Here is a 14,339-nt window from a genome sequence, read left to right as displayed (position 1 = left end):
AGATTCGATCGCCGGGGAGGGAAAGATACTTTGCCGCCGCATGCAGCGATCGCCGCGTCGCGACAAGCGATCGCTAGTCGCGATCAGCGATCGGTGCGTTCGCCACGCCGATAGGGCGAGAAGGTTTCGAGGACTGACTGCTCTCGTTCCACCGTGGGGCGTTCGGCTTCGAGATAGTCGGCTACGGCATCCCGGAGGCCGGGATGAGCGATCCAGTGAGCCGAATGCGTCGTTACCGGCGTATAGCCGCGCGCCAGCTTATGTTCGCCCTGCGCGCCGGCTTCGACAACCCTGAGCCCGTGGGCGATGGCATAGTCGATGGCCTGGTAGTAGCAGACCTCGAAATGGAGGAACGGCACTTCGCGTGTAGCGCCCCAATTGCGGCCATAGAGTCGGTCCTTGCCGATGAAATTGATGGCGCCAGCAATGGGCTCATCGCCCTCATAAGCGAAGACCAGAAGCACGCGGTCGGCCATGTATTGGCCGAGCAGCGAGAAGAACTTCCGGTTGAGATAGGGCTGGCCCCATTTCCGCGAGCCGGTGTCCTCGTAGAAATCGAAGAAGGCATCCCAATGATGCTCTTTGATGTCGCCGCCGCGGAGCCAGCGAATGGTGATGCCATCGGCCAGTGCATCGCGGCGCTCGCGGCGGATGACCTTGCGCTTTCGCGACGAGAGGGTTTCGAGAAAGGCGTCGAAGCTGGGAAAGTCCTCGTTGTGCCAGTGAAACTGGGTGTCCACCCGGCTCAGCCAGTCCGCCGCATTGGCCGTGGCGGCATCTTCGTCGGGGAGGAAGGTGAGATGCACCGAGGAGGCATTGCGCTGGCGCGCCAGCTCTTCGGCGGTCGAGAGCAGCGCGGCGCGAATCTGCAGGCTGTCGGACGGAACCAGCAGCTTGGACGCGGTCACGGGGGTGAAAGGCACGGAACCCTGAAGCTTGGGATAATAGTGCCCGCCGGCGCGCTCCAGCGCCTGGGCCCAGCCGTGGTCGAAGACATATTCACCCATGGAATGGGTTTTGAGGAACAGCGGCAGAAGACCGACAGCGTTGCCTGTCTCGTCCTTCATGAGGATGTGCTGGGGCTGCCAGCCGGTGCGGCCAGTGGCGCAGCCCGATTCTTCGAGCGCCAGGAAAAAGGCATGATCGAGGAAGGGATTGTCGGGCACGCCATTGGTGCCCGGCACAAGGGAGTTCCACTGCTCGGCCGATATAGACGCCGTGGAGGGATGGATGGTTGCTGAAAGCTCTTTAGGAGACACTGTCCGGGTTGAACCCTTCGAACACGATCTGGTCGATGTAGGGGGCCGCAGCCTCCGCTTCAACCTTAGACCGGATCGTCCAGGCGGTCACCGGCTTGCCGAGGGCGCGCCAGAAAGTGATCGCGGGCAAGGTCAGGGCGCTCTTGTCGCAGGAAATGAAGTCGAACTGGGTTTCGTGCCAGTGCAGCAGGTGGCGCATCGTATAGCGCTCATCCTCGGTGATCCCCGGCGGGTAGTCTTCGCCCTCGTAGTCATAGGTGATGATGCCGCGCGGACCGGCAAAACCGTATTCGCGGATGAGGGTGATGAGGCGCGGATCGAAGGATTCGACGGTGGTAGGGCCGGAATATTTGGCAAGCGCTTCGGCGGCGATAGTGGCCAGGCGGCGCGTGGCCTCGAGGCTCGGTTGGTGCTTGAGCTCGACCTGGAGCAGAGCACGGCCGGAAATCTGTTCGAGGAAAGCGTCAAAGGTCTGCGGGCGATCGCCTGCGGCGCTGTCGAGCAGTTTCAGGCTCGTCATCTCGGCGAGGGTAAGGTCGCTAACGAGACCGGTTTCGCCGGTGAGGCGTTCGAGCTTCTCATCGTGGAAGACGACCGCATGGCCGTCGCTGGTGAGCTGCAGATCACATTCGATAGCGAAATTGCTCGCGATAGCGGCCGCAAAGGCGCTGGCGCTGTTTTCGATCACGCCATTAGCGCGGTCGTGCAGGCCACGATGGGCAACTGGGCGGGGAAAGAGCGGTGCGGTCATGACAATCTGCCGTGAAATCGGAGGCGTCCGGTTCGCACGCCTCCGTGACAGTGCAATTACAGATAGGCGTCAGACTTCGACGACAGCGTCGATTTCCACCGCTGCGCCGAAGGGCAGGGAGGTGACGCCGAAAGCGGCGCGGGCATGCTTGCCCTTGTCGCCCAGAATGCCGACCAGCAGGTTCGATGCGCCATTGGCGACGAGATGCTGCTCGGTGAATTCGCTGTCGGAGCAGACGAGAACCGTCAGCTTCAGGATTTTCTTGATGTCCTGCAGCGGAATACCGGCGGAATAGACGATGTGCGAGAGCACGTTGAGGATGGCGAGCTCGGCGGCGTTGCCACCCTGCTGCACATTCATCGTGTCGCCGAGACGACCGCCCACTACGCCGTTCTCGCCGGTCGAAATCTGGCCCGAGACGTAAAGGAGATTGCCGCTGCGGGTAACGGGCACATAGCTCGCGACCGGCGCCTTGGGGGCGGGCAGTTCGTAGCCATATTCGCGGAGCTTTTGGATCGGATCGGTCATCTGGTCTTGCCTTCCAGGTCTTCTGCTTCTTCTTCGGATGCCGGAGCCGAACTGGCTTCGGCCCGGTTGGTGTAGAGTTTGCCGCGGACGACGGCAGTGCGGCCAAAGCGGGTGCGCACACGGTCCATAGCCCGTTCCGCCGCCGCCTTGCGGGCAACCTGCGGCTCGAGCAGGTCCGTCGGATCGGACCCGTCGGCCGCTTCGATGCCCGAAATGCCGATGCCGATCAAGCGGAACGGCGTGCCATCGGCCTCGCGCTGCAGGAGGTTTAGTCCTGCCTCGTAGAGCACATTGGCGAGCTGTGTCGGCATCATCAGGTGTCGGGCGCGCGTGCGCAACTTAAATCCTGCTGTCTTGAGCTTGAGCGTCACCGTGTCGCCGACGATGTTCTTGGATTTGAGGCGCTCGGAAAGGCGTTCGCAGCAGTGGAGCAGTTCGGTGGAGAGCTCTTCGAGTGTCGCGAGATCGGTGTTGAATGTGGTTTCCGAGGAAACCGTCTTCATCTCGCCATCGATGGAAACCCGGCGACTATCCTGTCCGCGGGAAAGGCGCGCCAGGCGCGCGCCCGATTCGCCATAGAGACGCATGAGCTGGATGGGATCAGCGTCCTGCAACTGGCCGATGGTGTGATAGCCGTCCTTCTTCAACGTCTCGGAAAAAACCTTGCCGACGCCGAAGATCAGGCTGATCGGCTTGGGTGCCAGGAAAGACAGGGTTTCCGCGGTGCCGATGACGGCAAATCCGCGCGGCTTGTCGAGGTCGGATGCGACCTTGGCGAGGAACTTGTTGTGGCTGAGGCCGACCGAAATGGTGACGCCCACCTCTTGCTCGACGGTACGGGCGAAGCGAGCCAGGGTCAGGGCAGGGGGCGCCTTGTGGACTTTCTCGGTGCCGGTGAGGTCGAGGAAGGCTTCGTCGATCGAAAGGGGTTCGACGAGCGGCGTCAGCGTATCCATATGGCGGCGGATCTGGCGGCTGACCTCCACGTACTTGGCCATGTTGGGCTTGATGATCACAGCATCGGGGCAGAGTTCGCGCGCCTTATACATGGGCATGGCCGAGCGAACGCCGGATTGGCGGGCGATATAGCAGCAGGTCGAAACGACGCCGCGCACGCCGCCGCCGATGATCAGCGGGCGGTCACGCATGCTCGGGTCATCGCGCTTTTCGACTGAGGCGTAAAAGGCGTCGCAATCGACATGGGCTATGGAGAGGGCAAAAAGCTCGGAATGGCTGCGGATTCTGGGCGAGCCGCATTGCGGACAGCGACGGGGTCCGGCCGCCGCCGTTCCGGAACTGAGGCAGTCGCGGCACAGCCAATCCATCGCGTCGGATCATCCGTTGGGGTTGAGCTTGTACCAGAGGCGCATGAACGATTCCGGGTTCATGCCGGTATTCGCGCAGAGGGCGAGCAGAATCGGTTCGTTTGCGGCAAAATAGTCGACGAGCCCGGTTTGCAGCCGCTTCGTGCCGATTGCGGAACGAAGAGATTGCGGATCGAGCCCGGCATGCTGCATGAAAGCCAGCAGTTCATCGGGATTTTCGGCAAGGTAACCGAGGCAGGCCCCGGCGACCTCTTCGAGGTCCAACGATGACGGTTTCGCGAGCGGCAAGTCTTGGCCTCATTTGAGGTTTTGTAACGGATTGAATGATACCCCATGGCGACGGGGAAGCGAAGGGCCGTGGTGCTGGGACCGGGGAAACTGCCGGTGCCACAGGCACGCAAGTGAGGACCAATGTCCAAGACAGTCATGATCGTGGAAGACAACGAGCTCAACATGAAGCTCTTCAACGATCTGCTCGAATCGCGCGGCTACAGGGTCATTCAGACCCGCAATGGCCTTGAAGCGCTGGATCTGGCGCGGGCGCATATGCCCGACCTGATCCTCATGGATATCCAATTGCCGGAAGTGTCGGGCCTTGTTGTCACCAAATGGCTCAAGGACGACGAGCAGCTCGCCCATATTCCCGTCATCGCCGTCACGGCCTTTGCCATGAAGGGCGACGAGGAGCGGATTTTGCAAGGCGGGTGCGAGGGTTACATTTCGAAACCTATCTCCGTGTCTCACTTTCTGGAAACCATTGCCCAATATATTGGACCTGCCTGACGTCGCTGGAGGCATCAGGCGGTTCGGCGGTGCGTTCCCGGTGGCCGGTGCGGCATCGGGATAAATTGGTTTGCTTGGGGGATATGCGGTGACGGCGCGCGTTCTGATTGTCGACGACATTCCGACGAATGTTCGGCTGCTCGAAGCGCGGCTCACCGCCGAATATTTCGAAGTTCTCACCGCCAATTCCGGGCCGGAAGCACTTGAAATCCTTGAAGGAACCGACGTCGACATCATCCTCCTGGATGTGATGATGCCGGTGATGGACGGTTTTGAGGTTTGCCGCCACCTGAAATCCAACCCGCGCACGCATCACGTGCCGGTGCTGATGATCACGGCGCTCGACCAGCCTTCCGACCGCGTGAAGGGCCTTGAGGCCGGTGCGGACGATTTTCTGACCAAGCCTGTTGACGACATGCAGCTCATGGCGCGCGTCAAAAGTCTGGCGCGGCTGAAGTCCCTGACGGACGAATTGCGGGCTCGCGCCTTGACCGGTCAGCAACTGGCGATCGAAGACGCCATGCGGGCCATGGACACGATCTCGGCACAGGGCGGCAAGGTGTTGATCATCGACACCGACAAGCGCCACGCCGAGCGCGTCCAGGGCTACCTCTCCGAGGAACACAAGGTCGACATCCTGCTTGAGCCGGCTGATGCGGTGTTCCAAGTGTCTGGCGCACAATATGAATTGGCGCTGGTGAGCATGTCGCTCAACGATTTTGACCCGCTGCGGGTGGCTTCGCAAATCCGTACTGTGGACCATTCGCGCCACCTGCCGATCATCCTGATGGCCGACGACGGCGACAAGCCGCGGGTGATGCGCGCGCTTGATCTCGGGGTCAACGATTTCATCAGCCGGCCGATCGAGCGGAACGAGCTTAAGGCTCGGGTGCGTACGCAGGTCCGGCGGCACCGCTATGCAATGGAACTGCGCGAAAGCGTCAACAATTCCATCGCCATGGCGGTGACGGACGACCTTACCGGCCTCTACAATCGTCGCTATTTCGACAGACATCTCAATGTCTTGCTGAGCAAGGCCCAGGAGCAGGAACGCAACCTGGCGGTGATGATCCTTGATATCGACCACTTCAAGTCAGTGAACGATACCTATGGCCACGACGTCGGCGACGTGGTGCTCAAGGAATTTTCCGCGCGGATGAAACGCAATATCCGCGGGGTTGATCTGGCTTGCCGGTTTGGCGGCGAGGAATTCGTGGTGCTGATGCCCGATACCGATGTCAGCAATGCCGAGCTGGTGGCTGAGCGCGTGCGGCAGGCCGTCGGCGAAAAGACCTTTGAAATCAATGGTCAGAAGCTGCTTACGGTGACCGTATCCGTTGGTGTCTCGTTCAACGAGAGCTTGTCCGATACTGCGGAAAGCCTGATCAAGCGGGCCGACTTGGCGCTCTATCGCGCCAAGCGTGAGGGACGTAACCGGGTAATCCTCGACGCGGCTTGATAAAATGCCGCCTGTTAGGGTTATCTGTTATAATTAACAAACGGTTATCGGTCGCTTTTGACTGGATTTCCTTGAGTTTCCTCCGGTCCATTGTAGGGTGGTTTTCAGACGGCGACGGTCGCAAACGACCGATGCCTCCGAGCTCCCTACGGCTTTTCTCAGGTCCGCCGCAACTCCTGAGTCCCGTAGGGCGGTTGGTCCGGATGCGGTGAGAGTGGCCTCTTCGACGTACCGCTCCGGACCAGCCACTCTCACTCCCTGAAATCGCTATGAACATGTTCCTCGATGCTGACAGACTGTTAGCGTCGAGATCAGCGTTTCGCCGATTTGGTTAGTCCAAATGCGAAAAGGCCCCGCACGATGTGCAGGGCCTTTCAAACGCTTAGGATGTCAGATCAGATTACTTGATCTTGGCTTCCTTGAATTCGACGTGCTTGCGAACGACCGGGTCGTACTTCTTGAAGGCCAGCTTTTCGGTCTGGGTACGGGCGTTCTTCTTGGTCACGTAGAAGTAGCCGGTATCGGCAGTCGACACGAGCTTGATCTTGATGGTGGCGGCTTTTGCCATTTTCGTAGTCCTTGTCAAAACGAAAAGGCGCCGCGAGCCAAGGCAGCGCCGGAATTTGGGCGCAACCTACGGATTTGCGGGAAGTTGTCAAGCATATAGAGGGGAAAGGAGACACCGAGATGACCGCACCGACCGAATTGCTGCATCGGCTGCAGATCAAGGCTGGAACCAAGCTCTGGCTGATCAATGTACCACAGGAAATCGCCGAGGAAGTCACCGCCGGTGCCGAGGTGGAGCCGGTGCATGGCGATTCCTACTATGACGGGGTTTTGGCCTGTTTCACCGGGCCGGCGGAGGTGGAGGCCATGGTGCCACGAATCCTGGCTGAGCTGCCGCCGGACGGGCTGCTTTGGGTGGCCTACAAGAAGGGCGAGGCGGGCAAGGAGGCGGGTTTGACCCGGGACATGGGTTGGGAGCCGCTGGAGGCCAAGGGGCTGCGTCCGGTGCGGGCTGTGGCGCTCGATGCGGAGTGGTCGGCGCTGCGGTTCAGGCCGAGGGATAAGGTGAAGGCGAAAGAGGGATCGCAGTTTGCTTGAGCCACCATTGTGGCGCGATCTCTCATTGGCCGTCACTACCGGGCTTGTCCCGGTAGTCCCCGGCGGAGGGGAGGTGGATTGCCGGGACAAGCCCGGTAGTGACGATGGAGGGGATAGGGCAGGTGTCAGAAACAGAAATCCCCGCTTTCGCGGGGATGACGTGGATTGCCGGGGTGCAAGGCGCGCGTTTAGTCCCGCTGGCCCGTGCCGAAGCCATACATGCGGGTAGCCCACTGCAGGCCGACGATCGCGCCCTTGGTAGAGGGCAGAATCGCGAGCGGAAGGACAATGGCCAGGGGAATCATGGTGATCACATAGGTGATCGGCTGGACGTGATAGGTCATATCCATGTGCAGCATCAGGAAGATGATGATGTGGCCGACGATGGTGATGGCGATATAGGGCGGGAAGTCATCGGCACGATGGTGCTTTAGCTCCTCGCCGCAGACGTCGCACTGGTCGACGACTTTCAGATAGGCGCGGAACATCTTGCCCTTGCCGCAATGGGGGCACCTGCAGAGCGTGCCGCGCCACATCGCCTGGGCGACGCTGCGATTTTCGAGAGTTGTGGCGTTCTCGGTCATGGAACTACCTCTTTCTCCGGCCCTTGGGACCGAAGCTCCTAGATGGCCCCTTTCTGAGGCGTCTGCCAGATGGCGGATTGCCGCGGGTGCCTTCGGAAAGAAGCTCGAAACGTAGCGCACCGGCTACGGGAGCTGCTTCGAGGAGACGCACGGTGACGCGGTCGCCGAGCGTAAAAGTTTCGCCGCCACGCTCCCCGATCATCGCCTGGCGCTCTTCGACATAGCGATAGTAGTCCTCGCCGAGGGTGGAGGCCGGAATGAAGCCGTCGGCGCCGGTCTCGAGGAGGCGGATGAAGAGGCCGGAGCGGGTGACGCCGGAAATGCGGCCTTCGAAGCGCGCGCCGATTTTTTGTGCCAGGAACTGGGCCAAGAGGCGATCCGAGGTCTCGCGCTCGGCCACCATGGCACGGCGTTCGGTGGCCGAGATGTGCTGGGCGATGCCCTGAAGCTTCGTCGCTTCCTGTTCGGTCAGACCATCGTCGCCAAGGCCGAGCGCTCGCACCAGCGCGCGGTGCACGATGAGGTCGGCATAGCGGCGGATGGGCGAGGTGAAGTGCGCGTAGCGGTCAAGGTTCAGACCGAAATGGCCATAATTCTCGGCGGAATATTCGGCCTGCGCCTGGCTGCGCAGCACCATTTCGCTGACCTGCTCCACATTGCCGGCCTTGCGGGCCTGACCGAGGATGCCGTTGAAATCGGATGCACGGACGGAATCGGACTTTTTGACCGCGATATCGAGGCTGCCGAGGAAATCGCGCAGGCTTTGCAGCTTTTCCGAACTTGGCTCGTCGTGGACACGATAGAGCAGTTCACTGCGCTTTTGTTCGAGCGTTTCGGCGGCGGCGACGTTGGCGGCGATCATCATCTCTTCGATGAGGCGATGGGCTTCGAGCCGCTCGGGAATGCGGATATCGGCGACCATGCCCTTGTCGTCGAGGATGATTTTTCGCTCCGGCAGATCGAGATCGAGCGGGCCGCGCTTGTCGCGGGCGCCTGCCATGGCGTCATAGGCTGCCCAGAGGGGGCGCAGGATGGGTTCGAGCAGTGGACCGGTCTTGTCGTCGGCATTGCCGTCGATGGCGGCCTGGGCCTGCTGGTAGCTGAGCTTGGCTGCCGAGCGCATCAGGATGCGATGGAAGGTGTGGCTGATCTTGTGGCCGTCGGCATTGAGCACCATGCGCACGGCGAGGGCGGCTCGGGGCTCGCCTTCCTTGAGCGAGCACAGTTCGTTGGAAATGCGCTCGGGGAGCATGGGCACGACGCGGTCTGGGAAATAGACCGAATTGCCGCGGAGATAGGCTTCGCGATCGAGCGATGTGCCGGGGCGGACATAGGCGGCGACGTCGGCGATGGCCACAGTGACCACATGGCCGCCGGCGTTCTTCGGATCATCGTCGGGCGCGGCGTGGACGGCGTCGTCATGGTCCTTGGCGTCGGGCGGGTCGATGGTGACGAGCGGCAGGTCGCGCCAGTCTTCGCGGCCTTTCAACGTCGCTTCCTTGGCCTCTTCGGCTTCGCGGATGACGCTGGTCGGGAATTTGTAGGGAATTTCGAGATTGTGGATCGCGATCATCGACACCGCGCCTTCGGAGGCGGGGTTGCCGATGACGGAGGTGACGCGGGCGCGCGGAATCATCAGGCGGCCGGAAAGCTTTACTTCCACTTCGACGAGATCGCCGTCCTGGGCTTCGCCGAGATCGCCCAGCGGAATGCGCATTTCCTTCTGCTTGCGATCGACCGGGATGAGGCGGGCGCCTTCCTCGTCCATGCGGACGATGCCGATCTGGCCGCGACGGGGCTTGTCCAGCACCTTCATCGGCTTGGCGGTGTAGAAGGGAATTTCTCCGTCGCCGGCATCGATGCGGGCGAGGATGCGATCGCCCGGAGCCGGGACGACGCGGGAATCCTTGCTGACAAGCACTTCGACGCGGGGTTTTTCGCCTTCTTCCGGGTTCCACTGGGCCGGGAAGGCATGGAGCGCGTCGGGATCGGCGTCGGACGGAATATCGAGAACGGTCACATGGGGCAGGGCGGCGGTGCGGCGCAGCGCCTTGCGAGTGCGTGTGATGACGCCTTCGCCTTCAAGCTCGGCCAGCATGGCTTTGAAGGGGCGGCGCATATCGCCGCGAATGCCGAAGACTTTTGCGAGGTCGCGTTTGCCCTTGATGTCGGCGTCTTGCTTGAGGGCCTCCAGTAGTTGTTCGCGCGTGGGCAATTCACCGGCGCGCTGTTGAACGCTGCGCTTGGGGCCCGAGGTATTTTTTGGTTTTGGTTTTTTGGTGGTCATGTTGCCCGATATGTAGGGGATTGGCGACGGTTTGCCAAATTCCGTTCTCTAGCACCGGCTTCCCTTCTCCCCTTGCGGGAGAAGGTGCCCGAAGGGTCACCGAATTCGCGAATTCGGTCGGGATGAGGGGTATTCCTGCATTACCCTCTGTCGCTCCTCTGCGGAGGACAGAATACCCCTCACCCTGATTTTCTGCTGAACGCAGAAAATCTGTCCCTCTCCCGCAAGGGGCGAGGGGAGGTGCGGTGCTTGCCTCAGACGACCAAACCCCCTTGAATAACCACTTCAACCCAAGGCGATTCCATGACGATTCCATTCTTCGACGGACACAATGACACGCTGTTGCGGCTGCTGGATGACCCGCGGCGGAACAAGGTGGACTTGTTCACGAACGGCATGGCCGAGGCGCAGATTGATCTGCCGCGGGCCAGGGAAGCCGGGATGGCGGGCGGGTTCTTCGCGATGTTCCCGCCGCCGCTGAAGACGAATCTCAATGCCGTGGCGGCGAGTCCGACGACGTCTGGCGGACAATTGCCGCCGGAGCTGGATATCGCCGAGGCGCAGCGCTCGACCAATGCCATGGCGGCGCTGATGTTCCGGCTGGAAAATGCCGGGGCGCTGGCCGTATGTCGGACCGAGGCGGAACTGCGGGCGGCGATATCAGCGGGAAAGCTGGCGGCGATTTATCACCATGAGGGTGCCGAGGCGATCGACACCGATTTTTATGCGCTGGAGGTCCTCTATGCGGCGGGGTTCCGCTCGCTGGGGATCACCTGGAGCCGGGCGAATGCCTTTGGGACGGGCGTGCCGTTCAAGCACAATGCCGATCCAGATATCGGGCCGGGGCTGAGCGATGCCGGCAAGGAACTGGTACGCGTGTGCGACCGAATGGGGATCATGATTGATCTCTCGCACCTCAATGCTGCTGGTTTCCGGGATGTGGCTGCGATTTCGACGAAGCCGCTGGTGGCGACGCATTCCAATGTTTTTGCGATCTGTCCTTCGACGCGCAACCTGACGGATTGGCAACTGGCGGCGATCCGCGAGAGCCGGGGTGTCGTTGGGCTCAACTATGCGACGGGGTTTTTGCGGCCCGATGGCAAGATGGAGCCGGACATGGAAATTGAACTGATGGTTCGCCATGTCGATGCGCTGGTGGAGGCGCTGGGTGAGGACGGCGTGGCGCTGGGGAGCGATTTTGACGGGGCGGTGATGCCGGCGCCGATCAAGGATGTCACCGGCGTGCCGAAGCTCCTGCAGGCGCTGCTGGACAAGGGCTATGGCGAAACGCTGGTGCGCAAGATTGCGCTGGAGAATTGGCTGGGGCTGGTGGGGAGGACGATGGGGTAGGGGCGGCTAGCTGCGCTCTTGCCTCTCTCGCTTGCGGGAGAGGGGGACCGCCGATAGGCGGTGGAGAGGGGTGAAGCGGGAGTGGAGGCGGGTGGACCTAATCTGAGTCGGCACGTGTGGCACCCCCCTCCACCACGCGGCGCGTAGTCCCCCTCCCCCGCAGGCGGGGGAGGATGGCAGGCTGGTGTTCGCGTCAGAACGGCGGGTCTTCTTCTGTTACGGTGGCCTTGGCCGCCTTCTTTGCCGGTGCCTTCTTGGCAGCCGGCTTCTTTTCGGCAGTCGCCTTGGCTGCCGGCTTCTTGGCAGCGGCCTTCTTCGCCGGAGCCTTTTTCACCTTGGTGCCGGTGGCTTCGGCGCGGGCGGCGATCCACTGCACGGCCTGTTCGACCGTGACGTCCTCCGGCTTTACGTCCTTGGGGATGGTCGCATTGACCTTGCCTTGATTGACGTATGGGCCATAGCGACCGGCGCGGACGGTGATGGGGCCATTGTCGTGCTCGAACGTCTGGATGGCGGCGATCGTGGTGCCGCCGCCGCGCTTGAAGCCGCCCGCGGCTTTCTGGGCGAGGAGGTCGACGGCGCGGTTTAGGCCGACGGTGAAGACTTCTTCCACGTCCGGCAGGTTGGCATATTTGCCGTCGTGCAGGATGAAGGGGCCATAGCGGCCGAGGCCGGCGGAGACGGGGAGGCCAGATTCGGGGTGGAGGCCGACTTCGCGCGGCAGCGAAAGGAGTTGCAGCGCCTTTTCGAGGGTGAGTGAGCCCGGTTCCCAGCCCTTGGGTAGCGACGAGCGCTTGGGTTCCTTGCCTTCGCCGAGCTGGACATAGGGGCCGAAGCGGCCGGATTTGAGGTGCACTTCCTCGCCCGATTCCGGATCGGTGCCGAGGACGCCGTCACCGGCAGCGGCTTCCGAAGACTGGCCGGAGGCCGCGTCGGAGAGCTGCATGGTGTGCTTGCACTCGGGATAGTTCGAACAGCCGATGAAGGCGCCGAATTTGCCGAGTTTCAGCGATAGCGTGCCGGTGCCACAGGTGGGGCAGCGGCGCGGGTCGGACCCATCTTCCTTGGGTGGGAAGATGCGGCTCGCGAGGAGGTCGTTGAGCGCGTCGAGGACTTCGGAGACGCGGAGATCCTTAATCTCCTCGACATTGCCCGTAAAATCCGTCCAGAACTCGCGTAGCACTTCCTTGTAGTCGAGCTTGCCGTCGGAAATCTCGTCGAGTTTTTCTTCGAGGCCGGCCGTAAAACCGTATTCGACATAGCGGGTGAAGAAGCTTTCGAGGAAGGCGGTGACGATGCGGCCGCGATCTTCGGGGTGCAGCGCCTTGCCCTCGAGGCGGACATAGTCGCGGTCCTTGAGGGTCGAGAGCGTCGCGGCATAGGTGGAAGGACGGCCGATGCCGAGCTCTTCCATCTTCTTGATCAGGCTCGCTTCGGTATAGCGGCTCGGCGGCTGGGTGAAATGCTGCTCGATGTCGACCTTTTCGAGGCTCGGCTTATCGCCGACCTTGAGCGGGGGCAGTTCGCGGCTGTCTTCGTCTTCCGTGTCCTCGTCGCTTTTGGCTTCGACGCCGTAGAGTTTCAAAAAACCCGGGAAGGTGACGACGGAGCCGACGGCGCGCAGGGTTACGGCGCGGCCGGGGACGTTTACGGCGATGTCGACAGTGGTGCGGTCGATCTCGGCGGAGGCCATCTGCGAGGCGACGGTGCGGCGCCAGATGAGGCCGTAGAGTTTCTGCTGGTCGGCATCGAGGTGCAGGTCTTCGGGGCGCTTGAACATGTCCGTGGGACGGATCGCTTCGTGCGCTTCCTGAGCGTTCTTGGCCTTGGATTGATAGACCCTGGCCTTCTCGGGCAGGAATTCGGCGCCGTAATATTTGCCGATCACCGAACGGGCCATGGCAATGCCTTCCGGCGCCATCTGCACGGCGTCGGTACGCATATAGGTGATGAGGCCGTCTTCGTAGAGGCGCTGGGCGATCTGCATGGTGCGGCTGGGCGACAGGCCGAGGCGCGAGGAGGCGTCCTGCTGCAGCGAAGAGGTGGTGAAGGGCGCATAGGGATTGCGCTTGGTCGGCTTCTTTTCGACGTTGGAGACGTTGAACTGGCCGGCTTCGATGAGCTTTTTGAGCGCGACGGCGTCTTCACCGGTCTTGATGTCCAGCTTGTCGGTCTTCTTGCCGTCGACCGAGAACAGGCGGGCGACAAAGCCCTTGCCGTTCTGCGAGAGCGCGGCTTCGACGGACCAATATTCCTCTGCCTTGAACTTTTCGATCTCGGCTTCGCGGTCGGAAACGAGACGCAGGGCCACGGACTGCACGCGGCCGGCCGAGCGGGAGCCCGGCAGCTTGCGCCAGAGGATCGGCGACAGGGTGAAGCCGACGAGATAGTCGAGGGCGCGACGCGCCAGATAGGCGTCGACCAGCGGCATGTCGACATCGCGCGGATTCGCCATGGCCGTGGTGACGGCATCCTTGGTGATAGCGTTGAAGACGACGCGCTGCACGGGCGTGTCTTTTTTCAGCGCCTTCTTTTGGCGGAGCACGTCGAGAATGTGCCAGGAAATGGCCTCGCCTTCGCGATCGGGGTCGGTTGCGAGGATCAGGCCGTCGGCGCCCTTGAGCGCATTGGCAATGTCGGAAACGCGCTTCTTGGAGGCCGTGTCGACCTCCCAGGACATGGCGAAATCTTCATCGGGACGGACCGAACCGTCCTTGGCGGGCAAATCGCGGATATGGCCGAACGAAGCCAGGACTTCATAGTCCTTGCCCAAATACTTGTTGATTGTCTTGGCTTTAGCCGGACTTTCAACGACGACGACCTTCATGGAGTACCCGTTCCGCAACGCTGTAACTGAGAGCGCGCAACATGGTGAACCGAGGGGGCGGTGTCAACGGGGACTGTTTTTG

General features: G+C 61.8%; 13 protein-coding genes. 4 read left to right on the top strand and 9 right to left on the bottom strand.

Annotated features, from left to right (window positions below; all coding sequences use genetic code 11):
• Nucleotides 1-83: 83 nt before the first annotated feature.
• The 5 genes from JP75_RS02750 to JP75_RS02730 form a co-directional block, all read right to left on the bottom strand.
• Nucleotides 84-1,259: a GNAT family N-acetyltransferase gene (locus JP75_RS02750; RefSeq protein WP_051960220.1), complete on the bottom strand. Its 1,176-nt coding sequence runs from the start codon at nucleotides 1,257-1,259 to the stop codon at nucleotides 84-86.
• Nucleotides 1,249-2,010: a glycerophosphodiester phosphodiesterase family protein gene (locus JP75_RS02745; RefSeq protein ID WP_035078877.1), complete on the bottom strand. Its 762-nt coding sequence runs from the start codon at nucleotides 2,008-2,010 to the stop codon at nucleotides 1,249-1,251. Before JP75_RS02745 ends, JP75_RS02750 begins: the two co-directional genes overlap by 11 nt.
• A 69-nt stretch (nucleotides 2,011-2,079) precedes the next feature.
• A complete protein-coding gene (locus JP75_RS02740) occupies nucleotides 2,080-2,538 on the bottom strand; it encodes a RidA family protein (protein ID WP_035078874.1) in 459 nt (152 codons plus the stop codon).
• A complete protein-coding gene (locus tag JP75_RS02735) occupies nucleotides 2,535-3,863 on the bottom strand; it encodes a DNA polymerase IV (RefSeq protein WP_084587437.1) in 1,329 nt (442 codons plus the stop codon). The genes JP75_RS02740 and JP75_RS02735 overlap by 4 nt, the downstream gene beginning before the upstream one ends.
• A 9-nt stretch (nucleotides 3,864-3,872) precedes the next feature.
• Complete coding sequence (locus JP75_RS02730) at nucleotides 3,873-4,151, bottom strand: DUF3572 family protein (RefSeq protein ID WP_084587436.1); 279 nt, start codon at nucleotides 4,149-4,151, stop codon at nucleotides 3,873-3,875.
• 123 nt (nucleotides 4,152-4,274) lie between these two features.
• On the opposite strand from JP75_RS02730, the gene JP75_RS02725 reads away from it, so the two are divergent.
• Together JP75_RS02725 and JP75_RS02720 are read left to right on the top strand one after the other, a co-directional pair.
• Complete coding sequence (locus JP75_RS02725) at nucleotides 4,275-4,646, top strand: response regulator (protein WP_035078868.1); 372 nt, start codon at nucleotides 4,275-4,277, stop codon at nucleotides 4,644-4,646.
• A gap of 88 nt (nucleotides 4,647-4,734) precedes the next feature.
• Nucleotides 4,735-6,105, top strand: a complete 1,371-nt coding sequence (locus tag JP75_RS02720) for a PleD family two-component system response regulator (protein WP_035078865.1) — start codon at nucleotides 4,735-4,737, stop codon at nucleotides 6,103-6,105.
• Between the two features lie 400 nt (nucleotides 6,106-6,505).
• Here the strand turns inward: JP75_RS02720 and rpmG are convergent, their stop codons facing one another.
• The gene (rpmG, locus tag JP75_RS02715) at nucleotides 6,506-6,673 is read right to left on the bottom strand and encodes a 50S ribosomal protein L33 (RefSeq protein WP_035078862.1); all 168 of its coding nucleotides are present in this window, start codon (nucleotides 6,671-6,673) and stop codon (nucleotides 6,506-6,508) included.
• Between the two features lie 119 nt (nucleotides 6,674-6,792).
• Here rpmG and JP75_RS25030 point away from each other — a divergent pair, with 119 nt between their 5' ends.
• The gene (locus JP75_RS25030) at nucleotides 6,793-7,209 is read left to right on the top strand and encodes a hypothetical protein (protein ID WP_051960218.1); all 417 of its coding nucleotides are present in this window, start codon (nucleotides 6,793-6,795) and stop codon (nucleotides 7,207-7,209) included.
• Between the two features lie 188 nt (nucleotides 7,210-7,397).
• Here JP75_RS25030 and JP75_RS02705 read toward each other — a convergent pair whose 3' ends face one another.
• The gene (locus tag JP75_RS02705) at nucleotides 7,398-7,793 is read right to left on the bottom strand and encodes a DUF983 domain-containing protein (RefSeq protein WP_035078859.1); all 396 of its coding nucleotides are present in this window, start codon (nucleotides 7,791-7,793) and stop codon (nucleotides 7,398-7,400) included.
• A 4-nt stretch (nucleotides 7,794-7,797) separates the two neighbouring features.
• The gene (gene rnr, locus JP75_RS02700) at nucleotides 7,798-10,080 is read right to left on the bottom strand and encodes a ribonuclease R (protein WP_084587435.1); all 2,283 of its coding nucleotides are present in this window, start codon (nucleotides 10,078-10,080) and stop codon (nucleotides 7,798-7,800) included.
• Nucleotides 10,081-10,383: 303 nt separating this feature from the next.
• On the opposite strand from rnr, the gene JP75_RS02695 reads away from it, so the two are divergent.
• Complete coding sequence (locus JP75_RS02695; RefSeq protein ID WP_035078853.1) at nucleotides 10,384-11,430, top strand: dipeptidase; 1,047 nt, start codon at nucleotides 10,384-10,386, stop codon at nucleotides 11,428-11,430.
• A 193-nt stretch (nucleotides 11,431-11,623) separates the two neighbouring features.
• On the opposite strand, the gene topA is transcribed toward JP75_RS02695, so the two are convergent.
• On the bottom strand, nucleotides 11,624-14,257 hold the full coding sequence (topA, locus tag JP75_RS02690) for a type I DNA topoisomerase (protein ID WP_035078850.1): 2,634 nt from the start codon (nucleotides 14,255-14,257) through the stop codon (nucleotides 11,624-11,626).
• Nucleotides 14,258-14,339 lie beyond the last annotated feature (82 nt).

Source organism: Devosia riboflavina (assembly GCF_000743575.1).
Lineage (GTDB): Bacteria > Pseudomonadota > Alphaproteobacteria > Rhizobiales > Devosiaceae > Devosia > Devosia riboflavina.
Note: the sequence above shows the minus strand (reverse complement) of the source record. Positions and strands in the feature narration are given on the sequence as shown.

Excerpts from the sequence above, each read along its gene's own strand:
- JP75_RS02745 (WP_035078877.1), bottom strand. The coding sequence starts at position 2,010 with ATGACCGCACCGCTCTTTCCCCGCCCAGTTGCCCATCGTGGCCTGCAC.
- JP75_RS02740 (WP_035078874.1), bottom strand. The coding sequence starts at position 2,538 with ATGACCGATCCGATCCAAAAGCTCCGCGAATATGGCTACGAACTGCCC.
- JP75_RS02735 (WP_084587437.1), bottom strand. The coding sequence starts at position 3,863 with ATGGATTGGCTGTGCCGCGACTGCCTCAGTTCCGGAACGGCGGCGGCC.
- JP75_RS02725 (WP_035078868.1), top strand. The coding sequence starts at position 4,275 with ATGTCCAAGACAGTCATGATCGTGGAAGACAACGAGCTCAACATGAAG.
- rpmG (WP_035078862.1), bottom strand. The coding sequence starts at position 6,673 with ATGGCAAAAGCCGCCACCATCAAGATCAAGCTCGTGTCGACTGCCGAT.
- JP75_RS25030 (WP_051960218.1), top strand. The coding sequence starts at position 6,793 with ATGACCGCACCGACCGAATTGCTGCATCGGCTGCAGATCAAGGCTGGA.
- JP75_RS02705 (WP_035078859.1), bottom strand. The coding sequence starts at position 7,793 with ATGACCGAGAACGCCACAACTCTCGAAAATCGCAGCGTCGCCCAGGCG.
- rnr (WP_084587435.1), bottom strand. The coding sequence starts at position 10,080 with ATGACCACCAAAAAACCAAAACCAAAAAATACCTCGGGCCCCAAGCGC.
- JP75_RS02695 (WP_035078853.1), top strand. The coding sequence starts at position 10,384 with ATGACGATTCCATTCTTCGACGGACACAATGACACGCTGTTGCGGCTG.
- topA (WP_035078850.1), bottom strand. The coding sequence starts at position 14,257 with ATGAAGGTCGTCGTCGTTGAAAGTCCGGCTAAAGCCAAGACAATCAAC.